The sequence below is a fragment of the Streptomyces sp. NPDC047028 genome, assembly GCF_040644095.1.
GTDB lineage: Bacteria > Actinomycetota > Actinomycetes > Streptomycetales > Streptomycetaceae > Streptomyces.
The window spans coordinates 1-21,627 of sequence record NZ_JBEYVS010000021.1; the positions used below are offsets into that span (position 1 = coordinate 1).

Annotated in this window: 14 protein-coding genes and 1 tRNA gene; 8 read left to right on the forward strand and 7 right to left on the reverse strand. The window is 70.7% G+C overall.

Annotated elements, in window-relative coordinates:
- Positions 1-108: 108 nt before the first annotated feature.
- The gene (polA, locus tag ABZ854_RS19720) at positions 109-2,835 is read right to left on the reverse strand and encodes a DNA polymerase I (RefSeq protein WP_361212259.1); all 2,727 of its coding nucleotides are present in this window, start codon (positions 2,833-2,835) and stop codon (positions 109-111) included.
- Positions 2,836-3,173: 338 nt separating this feature from the next.
- On the opposite strand from polA, the gene ABZ854_RS19725 reads away from it, so the two are divergent.
- From ABZ854_RS19725 to ABZ854_RS19755, 7 genes are all read left to right on the forward strand, one after another.
- Positions 3,174-5,477, forward strand: a complete 2,304-nt coding sequence (locus ABZ854_RS19725) for an FdhF/YdeP family oxidoreductase (protein WP_361212262.1) — start codon at positions 3,174-3,176, stop codon at positions 5,475-5,477.
- Between the two features lie 69 nt (positions 5,478-5,546).
- Positions 5,547-6,041, forward strand: a complete 495-nt coding sequence (locus ABZ854_RS19730) for a hotdog fold thioesterase (RefSeq protein ID WP_361212265.1) — start codon at positions 5,547-5,549, stop codon at positions 6,039-6,041.
- 812 nt (positions 6,042-6,853) lie between these two features.
- Positions 6,854-8,062 carry a branched-chain amino acid ABC transporter substrate-binding protein gene (locus ABZ854_RS19735; protein WP_361212574.1) on the forward strand — a complete coding sequence of 403 codons (1,209 nt, stop codon included), beginning with the start codon at positions 6,854-6,856 and terminating at the stop codon, positions 8,060-8,062.
- Between the two features lie 107 nt (positions 8,063-8,169).
- Entirely contained in the window at positions 8,170-9,099 is a 930-nt protein-coding gene (locus tag ABZ854_RS19740; protein ID WP_361212268.1) for a branched-chain amino acid ABC transporter permease, read from the forward strand.
- A gap of 5 nt (positions 9,100-9,104) precedes the next feature.
- Positions 9,105-10,925, forward strand: coding sequence for a branched-chain amino acid ABC transporter permease (locus tag ABZ854_RS19745; protein WP_361212271.1), 1,821 nt, complete (start codon positions 9,105-9,107; stop codon positions 10,923-10,925).
- 6 nt (positions 10,926-10,931) lie between these two features.
- Positions 10,932-11,882: an ABC transporter ATP-binding protein gene (locus ABZ854_RS19750; protein WP_361212274.1), complete on the forward strand. Its 951-nt coding sequence runs from the start codon at positions 10,932-10,934 to the stop codon at positions 11,880-11,882.
- Entirely contained in the window at positions 11,879-12,595 is a 717-nt protein-coding gene (locus ABZ854_RS19755) for an ABC transporter ATP-binding protein (RefSeq protein WP_129309696.1), read from the forward strand. The genes ABZ854_RS19750 and ABZ854_RS19755 overlap by 4 nt, the downstream gene beginning before the upstream one ends.
- A gap of 94 nt (positions 12,596-12,689) precedes the next feature.
- Here ABZ854_RS19755 and ABZ854_RS19760 read toward each other — a convergent pair whose 3' ends face one another.
- Positions 12,690-13,349, reverse strand: a complete 660-nt coding sequence (locus tag ABZ854_RS19760) for a response regulator (RefSeq protein WP_129309695.1) — start codon at positions 13,347-13,349, stop codon at positions 12,690-12,692.
- Positions 13,350-13,450: 101 nt separating this feature from the next.
- On the opposite strand from ABZ854_RS19760, the gene ABZ854_RS19765 reads away from it, so the two are divergent.
- Positions 13,451-13,533: transfer RNA gene (locus ABZ854_RS19765), tRNA-Leu, on the forward strand.
- 70 nt (positions 13,534-13,603) lie between these two features.
- Here the strand turns inward: ABZ854_RS19765 and pyk are convergent.
- The 5 genes from pyk to pepN form a co-directional block, all read right to left on the reverse strand.
- A complete protein-coding gene (pyk, locus tag ABZ854_RS19770; protein ID WP_361212278.1) occupies positions 13,604-15,040 on the reverse strand; it encodes a pyruvate kinase in 1,437 nt (478 codons plus the stop codon).
- A gap of 121 nt (positions 15,041-15,161) precedes the next feature.
- Positions 15,162-15,857, reverse strand: coding sequence for an SIMPL domain-containing protein (locus ABZ854_RS19775; protein ID WP_361212281.1), 696 nt, complete (start codon positions 15,855-15,857; stop codon positions 15,162-15,164).
- 58 nt (positions 15,858-15,915) lie between these two features.
- Complete coding sequence (locus tag ABZ854_RS19780; protein ID WP_361212284.1) at positions 15,916-17,340, reverse strand: SidA/IucD/PvdA family monooxygenase; 1,425 nt, start codon at positions 17,338-17,340, stop codon at positions 15,916-15,918.
- Positions 17,337-18,695 (reverse strand): aminotransferase class V-fold PLP-dependent enzyme, encoded by a 1,359-nt coding sequence (locus tag ABZ854_RS19785; protein ID WP_361212287.1) that lies wholly within the window; start codon positions 18,693-18,695, stop codon positions 17,337-17,339. The genes ABZ854_RS19780 and ABZ854_RS19785 overlap by 4 nt, the downstream gene beginning before the upstream one ends.
- Before the next feature lie 400 nt (positions 18,696-19,095).
- Entirely contained in the window at positions 19,096-21,591 is a 2,496-nt protein-coding gene (gene pepN / locus ABZ854_RS19790; RefSeq protein WP_361212290.1) for an aminopeptidase N, read from the reverse strand.
- Positions 21,592-21,627 lie beyond the last annotated feature (36 nt).

The window sequence follows — 21,627 nt, forward strand, 5'->3', positions numbered from 1 at the left end:
GCACCACCACCACACCGAAAGAGAGACGAACATGAGCATGGACATGCGCGAGCTGGACGGCGAGACCGCGGAGCTGCTGCCGGGCCCCTTTGGGGCGCGGGGCCTGTGTCAGTGGGCTGCGGACTCCCAGTCGGGGCCTGCGCCTACCGAGACGTCCAGGGGGGCGCGGAGTCGGACTGCGGTGGACATTTCTCGGCGGACGATCTCCTCCGTGGCGGTGCGCTCGCCCGGGGCGATCTCCAGGACGATTTCGTCGTGGACCTGGAGGAGCATGCGGGACTTGAGACCCGCCTCGCGCAGGGCGCGGTCCACGTTGAGCATGGCGATCTTGACGATGTCGGCCGCCGTGCCCTGGATCGGCGCGTTCAGGGCCATGCGCTCGGCCGCCTCACGGCGCTGGCGGTTGTCGCTGTTGAGGTCGGGCAGGTAGCGCCGGCGCCCGAAGAGGGTGGCGGTGTACCCGGTCGCCCTCGCCTCGTCGACCGCGCGGCGCAGATAGTCCCGCACCCCGCCGAACCGCTCGAAGTAGGTGTCCATAAGGGCACGTGCCTCGGCCGCCTCGATGTTCAGCTGCTGGGAGAGGCCGAACGCGGAGAGGCCGTAGGCCAGGCCGTACGACATCGCCTTGATCTTGCGGCGCATCTCCGCGTCCACGGCGTCCCGCTCGACGGAGAACACCTGCGAGGCGACCGTGGTGTGCAGGTCCTCCCCGGAGGTGAACGCCTCGATCAGGCCGGCGTCCTCGGAGAGGTGGGCCATCACGCGCAGCTCGATCTGGCTGTAGTCGGCGGTCATCAGGGATTCGAAGCCCTCACCGACCACGAACCCGCGGCGGATCGCCCGGCCCTCGTCCGTGCGGACCGGGATGTTCTGCAGGTTCGGGTCGGTGGAGGAGAGCCGTCCGGTCGCCGCCACGGTCTGGTTGAAGGTGGTGTGGATACGGCCGTCACCGGCGATGGTCTTGATCAGGCCCTCGACGGTGACGCGGAGCTTGGCCTGCTCCCGGTGCCGGAGCATGATCACAGGCAGTTCGTTGTCCGTCTGGGTGGCGAGCCAGGCCAGGGCGTCCGCGTCGGTGGTGTAGCCGGTCTTGGTCTTCTTCGTCTTCGGCAGGGCCAGCTCACCGAAGAGGACCTCCTGGAGCTGCTTGGGCGAGCCCAGGTTGAATTCGTGCCCGGCAGCCGCGTGCGCCTCCTTCACGGCCTGCTGCACCGCACCCGCGAACATCTGTTCCATCGCTTCGAGGTGGGCGCGGTCGGCAGCGATGCCGGACCGCTCCAGGCGGGCGAGCAGCGCGGAGGTGGGCAGCTCCACGTCGCGCAGCAGGTCGGCGGCGCCCACTTCCTGGAGGCGGATGCCGAAGGCCTCGCCCAGGTCGAGGACGGCGCGGGCCTGGATCATCAGCGCCTCGGCCTCGGCGCCGTCGTCCGCACCGAAGGCCAGCTGCCCGTCGGCCGCGGCGGCGGGGGCCAGCTCGCGGTGCAGGTACTCCAGGGACAGTGCGTCCAGGTCGAAGGAGCGGCGGCCCGGCTTGACCAGGTAGGCGGCGAGCGCGGTGTCCATGCCGACGCCGTCGATGCTCCAGCGGTGCTCCGCGAAGACCCGCATCGCACCCTTGGCGTTGTGGAACACCTTGGGCCGGCCGGCGTCCGCCAGCCATGCCGAGAACGCGTTCTCGTCGGCCTCGTCCAGCTCGGCGGGGTCGAACCAGGCGGCCGCTCCCCCGGCGGCGGCGAGCGCGACCTCGGCGACCGAGCCGGTGCCCAGCGCCCAGGTGTCGACGGTGGCCACGCCCAGCGTCCCCGTGCCGTGCTCGGCCAGCCAGGGGGCCAGCTCGCCGGTGCCGAGCACCGTGCCGTCCAACTCCACCCCCTCCGCGACGACCGGGGTGGCCTCGGCCTCCTCGGCGCCGGGGTCGACGGCGAAGAGGCGCTCCCGCAGGGACGGGTTGCGGATCTCCAGGGTGTCCAGGACCAGCGCGACGGCCTTGCGGTCGTACGCCGCGCGCTCCAGGTCGGCGACCGTCCTCGGCAGCTCGACCTCGCGCTCCAGCTCGGTCAGCACACGGTTGAGCTTGACCGACTCCAGGTGGTCCCGGAGGTTCTGGCCGGCCTTGCCCTTGACCTCCTCGGCGCGCTCGACCAGCTCCGCGAACGAACCGAACTGGTTGATCCACTTCGCGGCGGTCTTCTCACCGACACCGGGGATGCCCGGCAGGTTGTCGGACGGGTCGCCGCGCAGGGCCGCGAAGTCCGGGTACTGGGCGGGCGTCAAGCCGTACTTCTCGAAAACCTTCTCCGGGGTGAACCGGGTCAGCTCCGAGACGCCCTTCGTCGGGTACAGCACCGTGATGCTGTCGGTGATCAGCTGGAAGGAGTCGCGGTCGCCGGTGACGATCAGCACCTCGAAACCGGCGGCCTCGGCCTGGGTGGCGAGCGTGGCGATGACGTCGTCCGCCTCGAAGCCGTCGACCGCGAAGCGCTGGGCCCCCATCGCGTCGAGCAGCTCACCGATCAGCTGGACCTGGCCCTTGAACTCGTCCGGGGTCTTGGAGCGGTTCGCCTTGTACTCGGTGAAGCGCTCGGAGCGCCAGGTCTTGCGGGAGACGTCGAAGGCCACCGCGAAGTGCGTGGGCGCCTCGTCACGCAGGGTGTTGGCCAGCATCGACGCGAAGCCGTAGATCGCGTTCGTCGGCTGGCCCGTCGCGGTCGTGAAGTTCTCCGCGGGCAGCGCGAAGAACGCGCGGTAGGCCAGCGAGTGCCCGTCCATGAGCATCAGCCGGGGACGGGACCCGCCGGGGGTCTGGTCGGTCTGCTTCGGTGCTGTCTCTGCCACGCCCCCGATCCTGCCACGGCCCACTGACACTCCGGCCCGGACCACTCGTCGACCGGACCCGGCGCGGGGCGGCCGGCGGGTCTGCCGCAGGGCAGCGGACGGGCCGGGCACGGGGCGGCTTGCGGACCAGAGGGGGGCGGCTTGCGGGCCGGGCGCGGCGCGGCCGGCAGGCCCCGGCCGGCCTCGCGACGGTGTCCGGCCCAGCACACGCGGCGGCACCGGCGGCTCCCCCGCCGGGCCCGGAACGGGCCGGACAGCGGCCCGGCGGGCCTGGCTGTCAGTGCCCCGTGCGAGGATCGGTCTCGTACTTTTCATGCCTCGGCGGAGGGGAGCACGGGATGGCGACGAAGCCGCCCAAGGGGGATCCGGTCCAGGACGCGCCGCAGGTCGCGGAGCCGCAGCACGCCGCGGCCGGGCTGCCCGCCATCGGGCACACCCTGCGCATCGCGAGGCAGCAGATGGGCGTGAAGCGCACCGCGCTGACCCTGCTGCGGGTGAACCAGAAGGACGGCTTCGACTGCCCCGGCTGTGCCTGGCCCGAGCCGGACCACCGGCACAAGGCCGAGTTCTGCGAGAACGGCGCCAAGGCGGTGGCCGAGGAGGCCACCCTGCGCCGGGTCACCCCCGAGTTCTTCGCCGCGCATCCCGTCGCCGACCTGGCCACCCGGAGCGGGTACTGGCTGGGCCAGCAGGGCCGGCTCACGCACCCCATGTACCTGCCCGAGGGCGGGGAGCACTACGAGCCGGTGACCTGGGAGCGGGCCTTCGACATCATCGCCGAGGAGATCACCGCCCTCGCCTCGCCGGACGAGGCCGTCTTCTACACCTCCGGCCGCACCGGCAACGAGGCCGCGTTCCTGTACCAGCTGTTCGCGCGCGAGCTGGGCACCAACAACCTGCCGGACTGCTCGAACATGTGCCACGAGTCCTCGGGCTCCGCGCTCTCCGAGACCATCGGCATCGGCAAGGGCAGCGTCCTGCTGGACGACCTGTACCAGGCCGACCTGATCATCGTCGCGGGCCAGAACCCCGGCACCAACCACCCCCGGATGCTCTCCGCGCTGGAGAAGGCCAAGGCCAACGGCGCGAAGATCATCAGCGTCAACCCGCTGCCCGAGGCCGGCCTGGAGCGGTTCAAGAACCCGCAGACCCCGCAGGGCATGCTCAAGGGCGCCGCCCTCACCGACCTGTTCCTGCAGATCCGCATCGGCGGCGACCAGGCCCTCTTCCGCCTCCTTAACAAGCTGGTCCTGGACACGGAAGGCGCCGTCGACGAGGAGTTCGTCCGCGAACACACTCACGGCTACGACGAGTTCGTCACCGCCGCCCGCGCCGCCGGCTGGGACGAGACGCTGGCCGCGACGGGGCTCACGCGCGCGGAGATCGAGCAGGCGCTGCGGATGGTCCTCGCCTCCGAGCGGACCATCGTCTGCTGGGCCATGGGCCTCACCCAGCACAAGCACTCCGTCCCGACCATCCGCGAGGTCGTCAACTTCCTCCTGCTGCGGGGCAACATCGGCCGCCCCGGCGCGGGCGTGTGCCCGGTGCGCGGCCACTCGAACGTGCAGGGCGACCGCACCATGGGCATCTTCGAGCGGCCCGCGCCCGCCTTCCTGGACGCCCTGGAGAAGGAGTTCGGGTTCGCGCCCCCGCGCGAGCACGGCTACGACGTCGTGCGGGCCATCCGCGCGCTGCGCGACGGCGAGGCGAAGGTCTTCTTCGCCATGGGCGGCAACTTCGTCTCCGCCTCCCCCGACACCGACGTCACCGAGGCGGCCATGCGGCGCGCGCGGCTGACCGTGCACGTGTCGACGAAGCTGAACCGTTCGCACGCCGTCACGGGCGCGCGCGCCCTGATCCTGCCCACCCTCGGCCGGACCGAGCGGGATCTGCAGGGCAGCGGTGAGCAGTTCGTCACCGTCGAGGACTCCATGGGCATGGTGCACGCCTCCCGCGGCCGGCTGCGGCCCGCGAGCCCGCACCTGCTGTCGGAGCCGGCGATCGTGTGCCGACTGGCGCGCCGGGTGCTCGGCGAGGGCAGCGCGGTGCCGTGGGAGGAGTTCGAGAAGGACTACGCGACCATCCGGGACCGGATCGCCCGCGTGGTCCCCGGCTTCGAGGACTTCAACGCGCGCGTGGCCCGCCCCGGCGGTTTCTCGCTCCCCCACGCCCCGCGCGACGAGCGGCGCTTCCCGACGGGCACGGGCAAGGCCAACTTCACGGCCGCGCCGGTGGAGTACCCGGAGCTGCCCGAGGGCCGGCTGCTGCTGCAGACCCTGCGTTCGCACGACCAGTACAACACCACGATCTACGGGCTCGACGACCGCTACCGGGGCATCACCAACGGCCGCCGGGTGGTGCTGGTCAACCCGCAGGACGCGCGGGCACTGGGGATCGCCGAGGGGTCGTACGTCGATCTGGTGAGCGAGTGGAAGGACGGCGTGGAGCGGCGGGCGCCCGGCTTCCGTGTCGTGCACTATCCGACGGCCCGCGGTTGCGCGGCGGCGTACTACCCGGAGACGAACGTGCTCGTCCCGCTGGACGCCACCGCCGACACCAGCAACACCCCGGCCAGCAAGTCCGTCGTGGTCCGCCTCGAAGGCCGTTTGGGAGACCGTCTGGAACAATCGGCGACCGACTGAGCGTTTGCTCAGCACAGAGACAGCTGACGGGCGGCCGGCAGCCGGCCGCACGACGAACGGAGCCGGGCCATGGGTGAACAGCAGCAAGTGACGTTCCCGCAGGAGGTCATCGACGAGTACGCCGCGCTCGGTGTCGACCTCCCCGCCCTGTTCTCCGCCGGCCATCTCGGCACGCGGATGGGCGTGCAGATCGTGGAGGCCGCCGCGGACCGGGTCGTCGGCACGATGCCCGTCGAGGGCAACACCCAGCCCTACGGCCTGCTGCACGGCGGCGCCTCGGCCGTCCTCGCCGAGACCCTGGGCTCGGTCGGCTCCATGCTGCACGGCGGCAGTTCGAAGATCGCGGTCGGCGTGGACCTGAACTGCACGCACCACCGGGGCGTCCGCTCCGGTCTGGTGACCGGTGTGGCCACGCCCGTGCACCGGGGGCGGTCGACCGCGACGTACGAGATCGTGATCAGCGACGAGGAGGGCCGGCGCGTGTGCACCGCCCGGCTGACCTGTCTCCTTCGGGACCTCAACGCGTCGGACGGCGCCCAGGCCGGCGGAAACGCCAACTCCTGACTCTGCGTTGCCTGTTGGGTCCTGCCCCGCAGTCACTGCACCACACCTGGCCGCCCCGGCCGCGCGTCAGCCCCCGGCGATTTCGCGCGGGCCGGCGCGGCCCGGCACCGCCGCACCGGTCCGCCGGCGTCGTCCCGACAACGAGAGACGAGGACCGAAGCCGGGCCCCGGGCCGCCCTGTTCCACGGACAGCCGCCCAACTCCCCTGGTAGCAGCGGTGGTTGTGCCGCACCCTCACCATGCGTTCCCCGCCTGCCGTCCGCCCCGGGGCCGCGGACGGCATTTCCCGACAAACGGAATTCCATCGTCCGCGCAGCGTCACCCCTAAACCGGCAATGATCGATCATTGATGACGCCCACCGGATTCCCGGAAACTGACCGCCCGGTATTGGCGAATACGACCCTCCCTTTACGGGTGTAACACTCAGTGACGCACGCGTGATACACCACCGGCGTTTCCACCGCCACCCTGGAGTCCCTCCAGACCCTTTCCGGGCCCCCTCGCGGGCCCCGCGGCCGGGCAGAGCACCGTTCGGGCCCCACGGCCGACCGGAAGTGCGGGTTCTCAAAATGTGGACCGATCGGAAATTCCGCCAAAACGGCTGAGAGCCCTCTGTCCGGAAGTCGGTGATCCGTGTCGTCATAACAAGAAAGTCACAAGCCAGCGCACAGCGATGCCCAGGCCTCCACCCCGGGCTTAGAGTCACGGCCAGTCACCGCTCCATCGGGAGTTCGGTACCGGCGCGGCACCCGTCGCACCCCGTACGGGGTGGGAGTGCCTGCGGAAAGGATCGATTGTGCGTAAGCGTTCTCTGGTGATTCTTACCTCCGTGCTGACCACCGGAGCTCTGACTCTCACCGCCTGCGGCTCCCGTGACAAGGACAGCAAGAGCGGCGACAGCGGCAACGTGACGGTCACGATCGGCGTCGACGCCCCTCTGACCGGCCAGAACTCGGCCACGGGCCTCGGCATCCAGTACGGCGCGCAGATAGCCGTCGACGACGCCAACAAGAACAAGACCGTCCCCGGCGTCACCTTCAAGATCCAGGCCCTGGACGACAAGGCCATCCCGGCCACCGGCCAGTCCAACGCCAGCCAGTTCGTCGCCGAGAAGGACGTCCTCGGTGTCGTCGGCCCCCTCAACTCCGGTGTGGCCACCCAGATGCAGCAGGTCTTCGCCACCGCCAACATGGTGGAGATCTCCCCGTCCAACACCGCCCCGGAGCTGACCCAGGGCAAGGACTGGCAGACGGACAAGAAGCGGCCGTTCAAGACGTACTTCCGTACGTCGACCACGGACGCCCTGCAGGGCGCCTTCGCCGCCGACTACGCCTACAACGGCCTCAAGAAGAAGAAGGCCTTCGTCGTCGACGACAAGCAGACCTACGGCGCGGGCCTCTCCAAGATCTTCAAGGAGCAGTTCGCCAAGCAGGGCGGCAAGGTCATCGGCACCGACCACGTCAACGTCGGCGACCGTGACTTCTCCACCCTCGTCACCAAGATCAAGAACTCCGGCGCCGACATCCTCTACTACGGCGGCCAGTACGACGAGTCCCAGGTGCTGACCAAGCAGCTCAAGGACGCCGGCGCCAAGATCCCGCTGTTCGGCGGTGACGGCATGTTCACCCCGACCTACATCAAGACCGCCGGCAAGGCCTCCGAGGGCGACCTCGCCACCTCGATCGGCGTCCCGGTCGACACCCTGCCCGCCGCCAAGGACTTCGTGGCCACCTACAAGGCCAAGAAGTACCCCGGTGACTACGGCACCTACGGCTCCTACGCCTACGACGCCACCACCGCGATCATCAAGGCCGTCGGCCAGGTCGTGAAGGACGGCAAGGTCCCCTCCGACGCCCGCTCCCAGATCGTGGACGCCGTCCAGAAGACCTCCTTCGACGGCATCTCCGGCAAGATCTCGTTCGACCAGTTCGGCGACACGACGAACAAGCAGCTGACCGTCTACCAGGTCACGAAGGGCGAGTGGAAGTCCGTCAAGAGCGGCGTCGCCAACCCGAAGTAGACCCACCGGAACACCCGCAACACCTTGGGCCGCGCGGCGCAGACCACCGTCACCGCGCGGCCCGCCTTCTACCCCCTTGACTCTCCCCACCACATGGAGGCCATGCGGTGAACACCCTGCCGCAGCAGCTGGCCAACGGGCTGTTCCTCGGCTCGATGTACGGTCTGATCGCCATCGGCTACACGATGGTGTACGGCATCGTCCAGCTCATCAACTTCGCCCACGGCGAGATCTTCATGACCGGAGGCTTCGGCGCCCTCACGGTCTACCTCGCCCTCCCGCACGGCATATCCATGTGGATAGCCCTGCCGGCGATGCTCCTCGGCGGCGCACTCGTCTCCGTCCTCATCGCCGTCGGTGCCGAACGCTTCGCCTACCGCCCCCTGCGCGGCGCGCCACGCCTCGCGCCACTCATCACCGCCATCGGCCTCTCCCTCGCCCTGCAGCAGGCCGTCTTCAACTGGTACCCGCACGCCAAGAGCGCCCGGGTCTTCCCGCAGCTGCCGTTCGGGCCGTTCCACGTCGGGTCCGTCACCGTGCAGAGCGGTGACGTCTTCCTGATCATCGCCGCCCCGATCTCCATGGCCATCCTGGCCCTCTTCGTCCGGCTCTCCCGCACCGGCCGCGCCATGCAGGCCACCTCGCAGGACCCCGACACCGCGCAGCTGATGGGCATCGACACCAACCGCATCATCGTCATCGCGTTCGCCATCGGCGGTCTTTTCGCGGCGGTCGCGGGTGTGTCGTACGGCCTCAAGTACGGGTCCGTCTCCTACGACATGGGCTTCATCGCCGGTCTGAAGGCCTTCACCGCGGCCGTTCTGGGCGGCATCGGCAACGTCTACGGCGCCATGCTCGGCGGTCTCGTCCTCGGTATCGCCGAGGCCATGGCCACCGCCTACATCTCCAACATCCCCGGCATGGACCAGCTCGGCGGCCAGGGCTGGGCGCCGGTGTGGGCCTTCGTCCTCCTCATCCTCGTCCTCCTCTTCAGACCACAGGGTCTGCTGGGCGAACGCGTCGCGGACAGGGCGTGAGCGGCATGAACGACACCGAGAAGACCCCCGTCGTCCCGCTGCCGTCCGCGCTCGCGCGCCCGCTGGCCGCGGCCGGCGCCCTGGTCACCATCGCGTCCACGTTCATGTCGTGGACCTGGACCTCCGACTTCCCCGGTGACCTGACCGTCTACGGCTACCCCGCGGGCCTCCAGGTGATCACCCTGGTCAGCGCGCTGATCGCCCTGGCCTACACGCTCGCCGGCTACAACATCCGCGGACTGGAGCGCATCAACCCCAGCGGCAGCAACAACACGCCGGCCCTCTTCGCGCTCGGCACCTTCGGTGTCGTCTGGTACACGGTCATCGCGATCGCCGTCGACCTGAACGGCCTGGTCAACGTGGACCCGGGCGGTTTCGTCGCAGCCGTGGGCTCCCTCCTCCTCGCCGTCGGCGCGCTCGGCCTCCCCCTCGACCGCAAGACCGAGGACTCCCTCACCAAGCCGTCCTGGGCGCAGCGACGCCTCCTCGGCGTGTTCCACCACGCGCTCCGCTTCCTGCGGCTAGCCAAACCCGCGCTCCCCCGCACGCCCCGCGCCAAGACCGCGGTGGAACGAATCATCATCACCGTCGGCACCGGGATCGGGCTGATCGTCTTCACCTACGGCATCGGCATCGACAACCAGGCCAGCGAGACGTTCATCGGCTACCTCATCGCCATCGGCCTCGGCGCCTGGGCCCTGGCCCACGCCGGGCTCCTGGAGCGGTACTCCACCCTGTGCGCGCGGCACAAGGGCTTCGCCGCCACCCTCGGCTTCGTCGCCGCCGTGATCTTCCCGTTCACCCAGAGCGAGGACCACAACGCCAACGTCGGCGTCAACATCCTCATCTTCGCGACCGTCGCCCTCGGCCTGAACATCGTCGTCGGCCTCACCGGCCTCCTCGACCTCGGATACGTCGCCTTCCTCGGCGTGGGCGCCTACGCGGCCGCGATCGTCTCCGGCTCCGAGTACTCCCCGGTCTCCGGCGTGCACTTCCCCTTCTGGGCCGCCGCGCTCACCGGCATGGCCGCCTCGCTGGTCTTCGGTGTCCTCATCGGCGCACCGACCCTGCGACTGCGCGGCGACTACCTGGCCATCGTGACCCTCGGTTTCGGAGAGATCTTCCGTATCACCGTCAACAACCTCGACGGCACCTCCGGTCCGAACGTCACCCGCGGCCCCAACGGCATCACCCAGATCCCCGACCTGGAGATCTTCGGGTTCCAGCTCGGCAACGCCCACGACTTCGCCGGATTCCACCTCGGCCGGTTCGCCAACTACCTGTTCCTGATGCTGATCGTCACCGCGATCGTCGTCCTCGTCTTCACCCGCGCCGCCGACTCCCGGATCGGCCGCTCCTGGATCGCCATCCGCGAGGACGAGACCGCGGCGACCGCCATGGGCATCAACGGCTTCCGCGTCAAGCTGGTCGCCTTCGCCCTCGGCGCCTCCCTCGCCGGCCTCGCCGGCACCGTCATGGCGCACGTCAACTTCAGCGTCAACCCGCAGCCCTACCAGTTCGCCGGCGCCGCCCCGCCCAACTCCGCGTTCCTGCTCGCCGCGGTCGTCCTCGGCGGCATGGGCACCGTCAGCGGTCCGCTGCTCGGCGCCGCCGTGCTCTACCTGGTCCCCGAGAAGCTCCAGTTCCTGCAGAACTACGAGCTGCTCGCCTTCGGTCTCGCCCTCGTCCTGCTCATGCGGTTCCGGCCGGAGGGCATCATCGCCAACCGCCGCCGCCAGTTGGAGTTCCACGAGATCGGCCAACTCGACGTACCCGACCAGAAAACCCTGACCGACGAACCCGCCGGCACCAAGGCAGGGGCGTAACGAACCATGACGACACCTGTACTCCAAGCCCGTGACGTCACGATGCGCTTCGGCGGCCTCACCGCCGTCAAATCCGTCGACTTCACGGTCAACAGCGGCGAGATCGTCGGCCTGATCGGCCCCAACGGCGCCGGAAAGACGACCTTCTTCAACTGCCTCACCGGCCTGTACGTCCCCACCGAGGGCACGGTCGCCTACGAGGGCAAGGTCCTGCCGCCCAAGCCGCACCTGGTGACCCAGGCCGGCATCGCCCGTACCTTCCAGAACATCAGGCTGTTCGCCAACATGACCGTTCTGGAGAACGTCCTCGTCGGCCGGCACACCCGCACCAAGGAAGGCCTGTGGTCCGCACTCGTGCGCGGCCCCGGCTTCCGCAGGGCCGAGAAGGACTCCGAGGCACGCGCCATGGAGCTCCTGGAGTTCGTCGGCCTCGACGCCAAACGCGACCACCTCGCGCGCAACCTCCCCTACGGCGAGCAGCGCAAACTGGAGATCGCGCGGGCGCTGGCCTCCGAGCCCGGCCTGCTGCTCCTCGACGAGCCGACCGCGGGCATGAACCCGCAGGAGACCCGGACCACCGAGGAACTCGTCTTCGCCATCCGGGACCGCGGCATCGCCGTCCTCGTCATCGAGCACGACATGCGGTTCATCTTCAACCTGTGCGACCGGGTCGCCGTCCTCGTCCAGGGCGAAAAGCTCATCGAGGGCACCTCCGACGTCGTCCAGGCCGACGAGCGCGTCGTCGCCGCCTACCTCGGCGAGCCCTTCGAGGGCGAGCCCGGGCAGGCGGAGGTGGCGGAGGTCGAGGCGGCGGAGGCGGAGGCTGCTTCCGAAGCAGCGGCTCCCGAAGCCGACGGTGACGACGACAGCGACGGCGACGACGACAGCGCGCCCACCGCCGAGAGCGAGACGGCCGCCGAGGAGAGCACCAGCACCACCAAGGGAGAGCCCCAGTGACCGCACTGCTGGAGGTCGAGGACCTCAGGGTCGCCTACGGCAAGATCGAGGCCGTCAAGGGCATCTCGTTCAGCGTCGAGGCCGGCCAGGTCGTCACCCTCATCGGCACCAACGGCGCCGGCAAGACGACCACCCTGCGCACCCTCTCGGGCCTCCTCAAGCCCACCTCGGGGAAGATCGTCTTCGACGGCAAGCCCCTGACCAGCATCCCCGCGCACAAGATCGTCGCCCTCGGACTCGCGCACTCCCCCGAAGGCCGGCACATCTTCCCGCGGCTGACCATCGCCGAGAACCTCCAGCTCGGGGCCTTCCTCCGCAAGGACAAGGACGGCATCGAGAAGGACATCCAGCGCGCCTACGACCTCTTCCCCATCCTGGGTGAGAGGCGCAAGCAGGCCGCCGGCACCCTCTCCGGCGGCGAACAGCAGATGCTCGCCATGGGCCGCGCCCTGATGTCCCAGCCCAAACTGCTCATGCTCGACGAGCCCTCCATGGGTCTGTCACCGATCATGATGCAGAAGATCATGTCCACCATCGCCGAGCTGAAGTCCCAGGGCACGACCATCCTCCTGGTCGAGCAGAACGCCCAGGCGGCCCTCTCACTCGCCGACCAGGGCCATGTCATGGAGGTCGGCAACATCGTTCTGTCGGGCAGCGGCCAGGACCTGCTGCACGACGAATCGGTACGCAAGGCGTACCTCGGCGAGGACTGAACACCCCCGCCGCACACGACGAGGCCCGCGCCCCCTTCTCCGGGGCGCGGGCCTCATCCGTGCGGGCCTCGTGCGGGCCTCATCCGTGCCGGGCTCAGTCCTTCTTGGCGGCCTTCTTCTCCTCGCTGTCCGCGATGACCGCCTCGGCGACCTGCTGCATGGACATGCGGCGGTCCATCGAGGTCTTCTGGATCCAGCGGAACGCGGCCGGCTCGGTCAGCCCGTACTCGGTCTGCAGGACCGACTTCGCTCGGTCCACGAGCTTGCGGGTCTCCAGCCGCAGGGTGAGGTCGGCGACCTCCTTCTCCAGCTCCTTCAGCTCCGTGAACCGCGAGACGGCCATCTCGATCGCCGGGACGACATCGCTCTTGCTGAACGGCTTCACCAGGTACGCCATGGCACCGGCGTCCCGCGCCCGCTCGACGAGGTCGCGCTGCGAGAAGGCGGTCAGCATCAGCACCGGGGCGATGGACTCCTCGGCGATCTTCTCGGCCGCGGAGATGCCGTCCAGCTTGGGCATCTTCACGTCCAGGATCACCAGGTCCGGCCGGTGCTCCCGGGCCAGCTCCACGGCCCGCTCACCGTCCCCGGCCTCACCGACGACCGTGTAGCCCTCCTCCTCCAGCATCTCTTTCAGGTCGAGCCGGATCAGCGCCTCGTCCTCGGCGATGACGACGCGGGTCGTCAGCGGAGGCACGTGCGACTTGTCCTCATCAGGCACGTCAACGGGCTGGGGCGACTCGGGGGAGGTCACGGGGGCTCCTTGGTGCGGGCCGGGCAGGTTCTGCTGCTTATGCAGCCTACCTAGACGCGGGCGGCCGCGGTGACCCGGTATGCTTCCGACCAGCCAGTCCTGCCGGGTTGGTGGAACGGTATACACGGAGGTCTCAAACACCTCTGCCCGTGAGGGCTTGCGGGTTCGAATCCCGCACCCGGTACCGAGAAAGGCGGAGGAACACGTTCGCGTGGTCCTCCGCCTTTCGGCGTACCCGGCGCCGTGCCGACCGGCTACTCCGGGGCGTCGTCCTCGCCGATGCGGTGGACGCGGACCATGTTCGTGGAGCCGGAGACGCCGGGTGGGGAGCCCGCCGTGATGATCACGACGTCGCCCTTGTCGCAGCGGCCGTACTTCAGGAGCAGTTCGTCGACCTGGTCGACCATCGCGTCGGTGGAGGCCACCGAGGGGCCGAGGAAGGTCTCGGCGCCCCAGGTGAGGCTGAGCTGCGAGCGGGTGGCCGGTTGGGGGGTGAAGGCGAGGAGCGGGATCGGGGAGCGGTAGCGGGAGAGGCGGCGGGCGGTGTCGCCGGACTGGGTGAAGGCGACCAGGAACCGGGCACCGAGGAAGTCCCCGGTCTCCGCGGCGGCCCGGGCGACGGCGCCGCCCTGGGTGCGGGGCTTGTTGCGCTCGGTCAGGGGCGGCAGGCCCTTGGCGAGGATGTCCTCCTCCGCCGCCTCGACGATGCGGGCCATCGTGCGCACCGTCTCGACGGGGTGCTTGCCCACGCTCGTCTCACCGGACAGCATCACGGCGTCCGTGCCGTCGATGACGGCGTTGGCCACGTCGGAGGCCTCGGCGCGGGTCGGGCGGGAGTTGTCGATCATGGACTCGAGCATCTGGGTCGCCACGATGACGGGTTTGGCGTTGCGCTTGGCGAGTTTGACGGCCCGCTTCTGGACGATGGGGACCTGTTCCAGGGGCATTTCGACGCCGAGGTCGCCGCGGGCGACCATGATGCCGTCGAAGGCGTCCACGACCTCCTCGATGTTCTCGACGGCCTGCGGCTTCTCCACCTTGGCGATGACGGGGAGGCGCCGGTCCTCTTCGTCCATGATGCGGTGCACGTCCTCGGCGTCCTTGCCGCTGCGGACGAAGGACAGGGCGATGACGTCGAAGCCGGTGCGCAGGGCCCAGCGCAGGTCGTCCTCGTCCTTGTCGGAGAGCGCGGGGACGGAGACGGCGACACCGGGGAGGTTGAGGCCCTTGTGGTCGGAGACCATCCCGCCCTCGATGACGCGGGTGTGGACGAGGGGGCCGTCGACGGCGGTGACTTCGAGGCAGACCTTGCCGTCGTCGACGAGGACGCGTTCGCCCGGGGTGACGTCCGCGGCGAGGCCGGCGTAGGTGGTGCCGCACCGGTGCCGGTCGCCTTCGACGCCGTCCTCGACGGTGAGGGTGAAGGAGTCGCCGCGTTCAAGGAGTACGGGGCCTTCGCCGAAGTGGCCGAGCCGGATCTTCGGGCCTTGAAGGTCGGCGAGGATCCCCACGCTGCGGCCGGTCTCGTCGGAGGCCTTCCGTACCCGGTGGTAGCGCTCCTCGTGCTCGGCGTGGCTGCCGTGGCTGAGGTTGAATCGGGCGACGTCCATTCCGGCCTCGACGAGTGCCTTGATCTGGTCGTACGAGTCGGTGGCGGGCCCCAGGGTACAGACGATCTTTGCTCGGCGCATGCAACGAGCCTAGGGCTTACCGGTGGGTAGACAGGGGCTCTTGATTACTGCCCAACCGCCTTTCCGTAAAGCGTTATTGACAAGTGTTGAAGTGTGCGGCAGGTCGCTCCTTTGAGCTGTTTCACAGCCGTGGTGGGCCCATGGTGAAGTGGGCGGTCACCTGTGCGGTGACGCGCAGCCGGGGTGGTTCGAGGTCGAAAGGTTCGGGGGGTTCGCCGGCGCCGGCGAAGGACATGCGCCGGCCGCCGCGTTCGAAGGCCGCCCGGCCGGGTCGGGGCGGTTCAGTGCCTGTGTCGGCGAGTTCGACGAGGGCGGCGAGGGTGGTGCCGAGCGCCTCGGCGTACTCCCGGGCCCGTCCGACGGCGTCGCGGACCGCCTGCCGCCGGGCCTCCGCGTGGACGGGCGCGTCGGGGCGCAGGGTCCACCAGGGGCCGTCGACCCGGGTGAGGTCGAGGTCGGCCAGCCGGGTGGTGAGTTCACCGAGGAGGGTGAAGTCGGTGAATTCGGCGCTGATACGGACGTGGCCCCGGTAGTTGCGGACACGTTCGCCGCGGCCGCGTTCGGTGAGTTCGGGGGTGAGGGAGAAGGCGCCGGTGGACAGGTTCTGGACGGCGTCGCCGTAGGAGGTGAGAAGGCCGAGGGCGGTGGTGTTGCGGTGGGTGAGGTCGTCGAGGGTGGTGCGGCGGTCGCGGCCCCGGGCGGTGAGGGTGAGGGCGATGCTCGCGGTGTCGGGCTCGGCGTCGAGTTCGGCCTCGCCGTGGACCGTGAGGAGGGGGGCGTCGGGGGTGCCGTGGGCGGGGGTCGACGGTGAGGTCATGCGCCCCACTGTGGCACGGCGTTGCGGCTGAGCGGCGGGAGTTGGCGGCGGGCGCGTTCTAGTGGGTGGTGTCGGCCAGCGGGGTGAGGCGGCTCGTCTGCCGGGTCTGGGGCAGCACGCGTTCGGGTGTGTTGAGGCCGAAGGTGGTGAAGGCGGTCCGGGCGGGCAGCGGATACGGCTCCTTGCCGGTGACGGAGTTGAGGATGGTGGCGCTGCGCCAGGCGGCGAGGCCGAGGTCGGGGGCGCCGACGCCGTGGGTGTGGAGTTCGGCGTTCTGGACGTGGACGGCGCCGGTGACCGAGGGGTCGAGGACGAGCCGGAAGTCCTCGTCGATGCGGGGGCGTTCGCCGCTGTCGCGCCGCAGGTAGGGGTCGAGTCCGGCGAGGAGGCGGTCGAGGGGGCGGTCGCGGTAGCCGGTGGCGAGGACGACGGCGTCGGTGCTGAGGCGGGACCGGGTGCCCTGCTGGAGGTGCTCCAGGTGGAGTTCGATGCGGGTGGTGGCGAGCCGGCCGGCGGTGCGGACGCGGACGCCGGGGGTGAGGACGGCGTCGGGCCAGCCGCCGTCGAGGGTGCGGCGGTACAGCTCGTCGTGGATGGCGGCGAGGGTGCCGGCGTCGATGCCCTTGTGGAGTTGCCACTGGGCCGCGACGAGCCGGTCGCGGGCGGGTTCGGCGAGCGCGTGGAAGTAGCGGGTGTAGTCGGGGGTGAAGTGTTCGAGGCCGAGCTTGGAGTACTCCATGGGCGCGAAGGCCTCGGTGCGGCCGATCCAGTGGAGCTTCTCCTGGCCGGCGGGGCGGTGGCGGAGCAGGTCGAGGAAGATCTCGGCGCCGGACTGTCCGGAGCCGACGACGGTGACGTGCCCGGCGCTCAGGAGGGCCTCGCGGTGGGTGAGGTAGTCGGCGGCGTGGTGGACGGCGACGCCGGGTGCGTCGGCGAGGGGTTTGAGGGGCTCGGGGACGTGAGGGGCGGTGCCGATGCCGAGGGCGATGTTGCGGGTGTGGGTGCGGCCGAGGGCTTCGGCCTCGCCGTCGCTGTCGAGTTGGGTGAAGTCGACTTCGAAGACGTCCCGTTCGGGGTTCCAGCGGACGGCGTCGACCTGGTGGCTGAAGCGGAGCCCGGGCAGGTTCTCGGCGACCCAGCGGCAGTAGGCGTCGTATTCGGCGCGCTGGATGTGGAAGTGCTCGGCGAAGTAGAAGGGGAAGAGCCGGCCGCGGGTTCTGAGGTGGTTGAGGAAGCTCCAGGGGTTGGTGGGGTCGGCGAGGGTGACCAGGTCGGCGAGGAAGGGGACCTGGATGGTGGCGCCGTCGATGAGCAGTCCGGGGTGCCACTGGAAGGCGGGGCGCTGTTCGTAGAAGACGGCGTCGAGTTCGGTGAGGGGGTGGGCGAGGGCGGCGAGGGAGAGGTTGCAGGGCCCGATGCCGATGCCGACGAGGTCGCGAGGGGTGTCGGGTTCGTGGCGTGGGGGCAGGGGCGTCGGGTTCATCGGGGGGTGGTTCCTTCCACGAGTTTCAGCAGGCCGGCCAGGTGTTCGGGCCGGGTGTGGGGGTTGAGGAGGGTCGCCTTGAGCCAGAGGCGGCCGTCGGCGAGGGCCCGGCCGAGGACGGCGCGGCCGTCGTGCAGCAACTGCCGTCGTACGGCGGCTACGTCGGCGTCGGTGGCGTGGGCCGGCCGGAACAGGACGGTGCTGATGACGGGGCGGCCGTACAGCTCGAAGCCGGGATGGTTGTGGACGAGTGCGGCGAGGTCACGCGCGTGGGCGCAGACCTGGTCGACGAGGGCGCCGAGGCCGGTGCGGCCGAGGGACTTGAGGGTGACGGCGATCTTGAGGATGTCGGGGCGGCGGGTGGTGCGCAGGGAGCGGCCGAGCAGGTCGGGCAGGCCGGTGTCGGTGTCGTCGGCGGCGTTGAGGTAGTCGGCGCGATGGTGGAGGGCGGTGAGTTCGCGGGGGCGGGCGACGGTGAGGAGGCCGGCGGCGATCGGCTGCCAGCCGAGTTTGTGCAGGTCGACGGTGACCGTGTGGGCGGCCTGGAGTCCGGCGAGTTTGTCGCGGTGCCGGTCGCTGAAGGTGAGGGCGGCGCCGTAGGCGGCGTCGATGTGCAGGCGGGCGCCGTGGGCGGTGCACAGCCCGGCGATCTCGGGGAGGGGGTCGATGAGGCCGGCGTCGGTGGTGCCGGCGGTGGCGGCGACCAGCAGAGGGCCGGTGAGCGGGGTGAGGGCCCGGTGGAGGGCGGCGGGGTCGAGGGTGCCGCCGGGGGTGGGGACGACGACGGGGTCGGGCAGGCCGAGCAGCCAGGCGGCGCGGGACAGGGAGTGGTGGGCGTTGGCGCCGCACACGAGTCGGAGACCCGCGCCGTGGGTCTCGCGGGCGAGGAGGACGGCGAGTTCGTTGGCCTCGGTGCCGCCGGTGGTGACGAGGGCGTCGGCGAGGCCGATCTCGTGGGCGAGGGCGCGGGTGACCTCGGCTTCCAGGACGGAGGCGGCGGGGGCCTGGTCCCAGGAGTCCAGGGACGGGTTGAGGGCGCTGACGGCCAGGTCGGCGGCGGTGGCGACGGCGAGGGGCGGGCAGTGCAGGTGGGCGGCGCAGCGGGGGTCCGCGGGGTCGGCGGCGCCTTCGGCGAGGGCGTGCACGAGGGTGCGCAGGGCGTCGGGCTCGCCGTGGTCGGGCAGGACGTCGCCGAGGGCGGCGGTGACGCGGGCGGCGACGGCGTCGGGGCCGCCGGCGGGCAGCGGGCCGCCGCGCGCGCGGGCGCCGGTGGTGAGGGCGTCGAGGACGGTGTCGAGGAGCGGCCGCAGCGCGCCGGCGCCGTCGGGTCCTGAGGCGAGGTGCGGCGTGCTCATGGGCTCTCCTGTCGGGGCGCGGACCGGCGGGACGTCCAGGGAGACTTCCAGCTTGTCCCGACGTGCGGCCACACGGCCGAAAAGCCCAACGATCGCACCCGAAAGGGGGTAATGCGCGCGGGGAAAACCCAATGGGAACGGCGCTGCCGCGGCTCGCCGCTCGGGCGGACGGTGAGTGCCACGCGTGCGCGAGAGGGGTGTCTGCGCCGCCGTGCCGTCGGCAGAGGCGCGGTGTGCGCGCACAGCAGGTATACGCCCCCTCCCGCGCGACCACGACGAGCCCGCACCCGAACACGGCGCCGTGGGGGCAACGCCCTTCAGGGGCGCGGGGAACTGCGCGAGAAGCCCCACCGGCCCGCACCCGAAAGCGCACCCGGGGCGCGGGCCGTGAAGGGGGTTTCTACGCCTCGCGGACGCGCAGGGCGCGGGCCAGATCGTCGAGCTGGTCGGCGAGTTTGCGGTGCAGGGCGGGGAGTACGTCGCCGTCGCGCAGGCACGCCTCGCCGAGGCGCAGGTGGTCCGCGTCGATGGCGTGGGCGGGGAAGGCCCACCGGCCGGCCGCCTCGGCGATGGCGGGGCCGCGCCGGGCGGCGAGGGCGATCGCGGCCTCGTAGTAGCGCGGGACGTAGTCGGCGAGGAGGTCGGCCTGTTCGGGCTGCCAGAAGCCCTGGGCGGTGGCGGTGAACAGGTAGTTGGACAGCTCGTCGCCGGCGAACATCGCGTCCCAGGCGGTGCGTTTGGCGTCGGCGTCGGGCAGCGCGGCGCGGCAGCGGGCGGCGCCCTCCTGGCCGGTGGCGCTGGGGTCGCGTTCCAGTTCGGCGGCGATGGCGCTCTCGTCGGTGGCGTCGAGGACGGCGAGCCGGCCGAGGATGCGCCAGCGCAGCTCGGGGTCGAGTTCCGGGCCGCCGGGCACGGTGCCGTCGGCGAGCCAGGCGGCGATGGTGTCGGGGTGCGCGGCGCTGTCGATGCAGTGCCGTACGGCCGTCAGGCGCAGGCCCGGGTTGTCGCCGTCCTCGGTGCGGCGCAGGAGGTCGCGGCACAGGGCGGTGAGTGTGCTGAGGGCGGCGGGCCGCCGGTCGGGGTGGAGGTACCGGTCGGCGACCTGGGCGCCGGCGAAGGTCAGGACGCCCTGGACGAGGGCGAGGTCGGTCTCCTCGGGCAGGTGGGCCGCGACGGTCTCCAGGTAGTCGCCGGGGGCGAGGTCGCCGTCGCGGACCATGTCGCGCAGGGTGTTCCAGAGAACCGCGCGGGTGATCGCGTCGGGGATGCCGGACAGGCCGCGCAGGACGGTCTCGAGGGAGGTCTCGTCGAGGCGGATCTTGGCGTAGGTGAGGTCGAGGTCGTTGGGCACCACCAGGGCGGGGCGGATGCCGGGGCGCGGCTCGGCGGCGCCGTCCTGGGGTACGTCGGTCTCGTACCGCTCGCGCAGGGTCAGGGTACGGCCGTCGGCGAGGTCGCGGTCGTAGACGCCGACGGTGACGCGGTGGGGGCGGTGGCCGTCGCGGTCGAGGGTGAGGGTCCACTGGCCGGGGCGGGTGTCGGTGGACGCGGTGAGCGTGTCGACGCCGGTGGTGCGCAGCCAGGCGTCGGCCCACGCGTGGACGTCGCGTTCGGTGGCGGCGGCGAGGGAGTCGATGAAGTCGGCGAGGGTGGCGTTGGCGAACTTGTGCCGCTGGAAGTGGATGTTGATGCCGGCGAGGAAGTCCTTCTCGCCGAGCCAGGCGACGAGCTGGCGCAGGGCGGAGGCGCCCTTGGCGTAGGAGATGCCGTCGAAGTTGAGGAGCGCGGCGGCGGTGTCGTCGACGGCTTCGGGGGCGACGGGGTGGGTGGAGGGGCGCAGGTCGGCGTCGTAGCCCCAGGCCTTGCGGGAGACGCCGAACTCGGTCCAGGTGTCGGTGAAGCGGGTGGCTTCGGCGCAGGTCTGGTAGCCCATGTACTCGGCGAAGGACTCGTTCAGCCAGATGTCGTCCCACCACTTGAGGGTGACGAGGTCGCCGAACCACATGTGGGCCATCTCGTGGGAGATGACCATGGCGCGGGTCTGGCGTTCGGTGTCGGTGACGGCGGAGCGGTAGACGAAGTCGTCGCGGAAGGTGACGAGTCCGGGGTTCTCCATGGCGCCGGCGTTGAACTCCGGGACGAACGCCTGGTCGTAGGAGTCGAAGGGGTAGGGCTCCTCGAACTTCTCGTGGTAGCGGTCGTAGCACGCGCGCGTGACGGTGAGGATCTCCTCGGCGTCGGCGTCGAGGTGGGGGGCGAGGGAGCGGCGGCAGTGGATGCCGAAGGGCAGGCCGCGGTGTTCGGTGCGCACGGAGTGCCAGGGTCCGGCGGCGACGGCGACGAGGTACGTGGAGATCAGGGGGGTGGGAGCGGCCTGCCAGCGGCCCCCGCCGACGTGTTCGGTGATGCCGTTGGCGAGGACGGTCCAGCCCTCGGGGGCGGTCACCGTCAGTTCGAAGACGGCCTTCAGGTCGGGCTGGTCGAAGGCGGCGAAGACGCGCTGGACGTCTTCCATGAACAGCTGGGTGTAGGTGTAGGTCTCGCCGTCGGTGGGGTCGGTGAAGCGGTGCATGCCCTCGCCGGTGCGGGAGTAGCGCATGGCGGCGTCGACGCGGAGTTCGTGCTCGCCGGCGGTGAGGCTCTTCAGGGCGAGCCGGTTGCCGTCGAGGGTCTCGGGGTCGAGGGGCTGTCCGTCGAGCGTGACGGTGCGCAGGCTCGCGGGCTTCAGCTCGACGAACGTGTCCCCGTCGGACCGTGCGGTGAACCGGATCACGGTGCGGGAGTCGAAGGTCTCCTCCCCGGTGGTGAGGTCCAGTTCGATCGTGTAGCGGTGGACGTCGAGGATCTCTGCTCGGAGCTGCGCTTCGTCGCGCCTGAGTACGGACATGCAGGCCATGCTGCCCGATGGGACCGACAGCGGACAGGGGCGGAT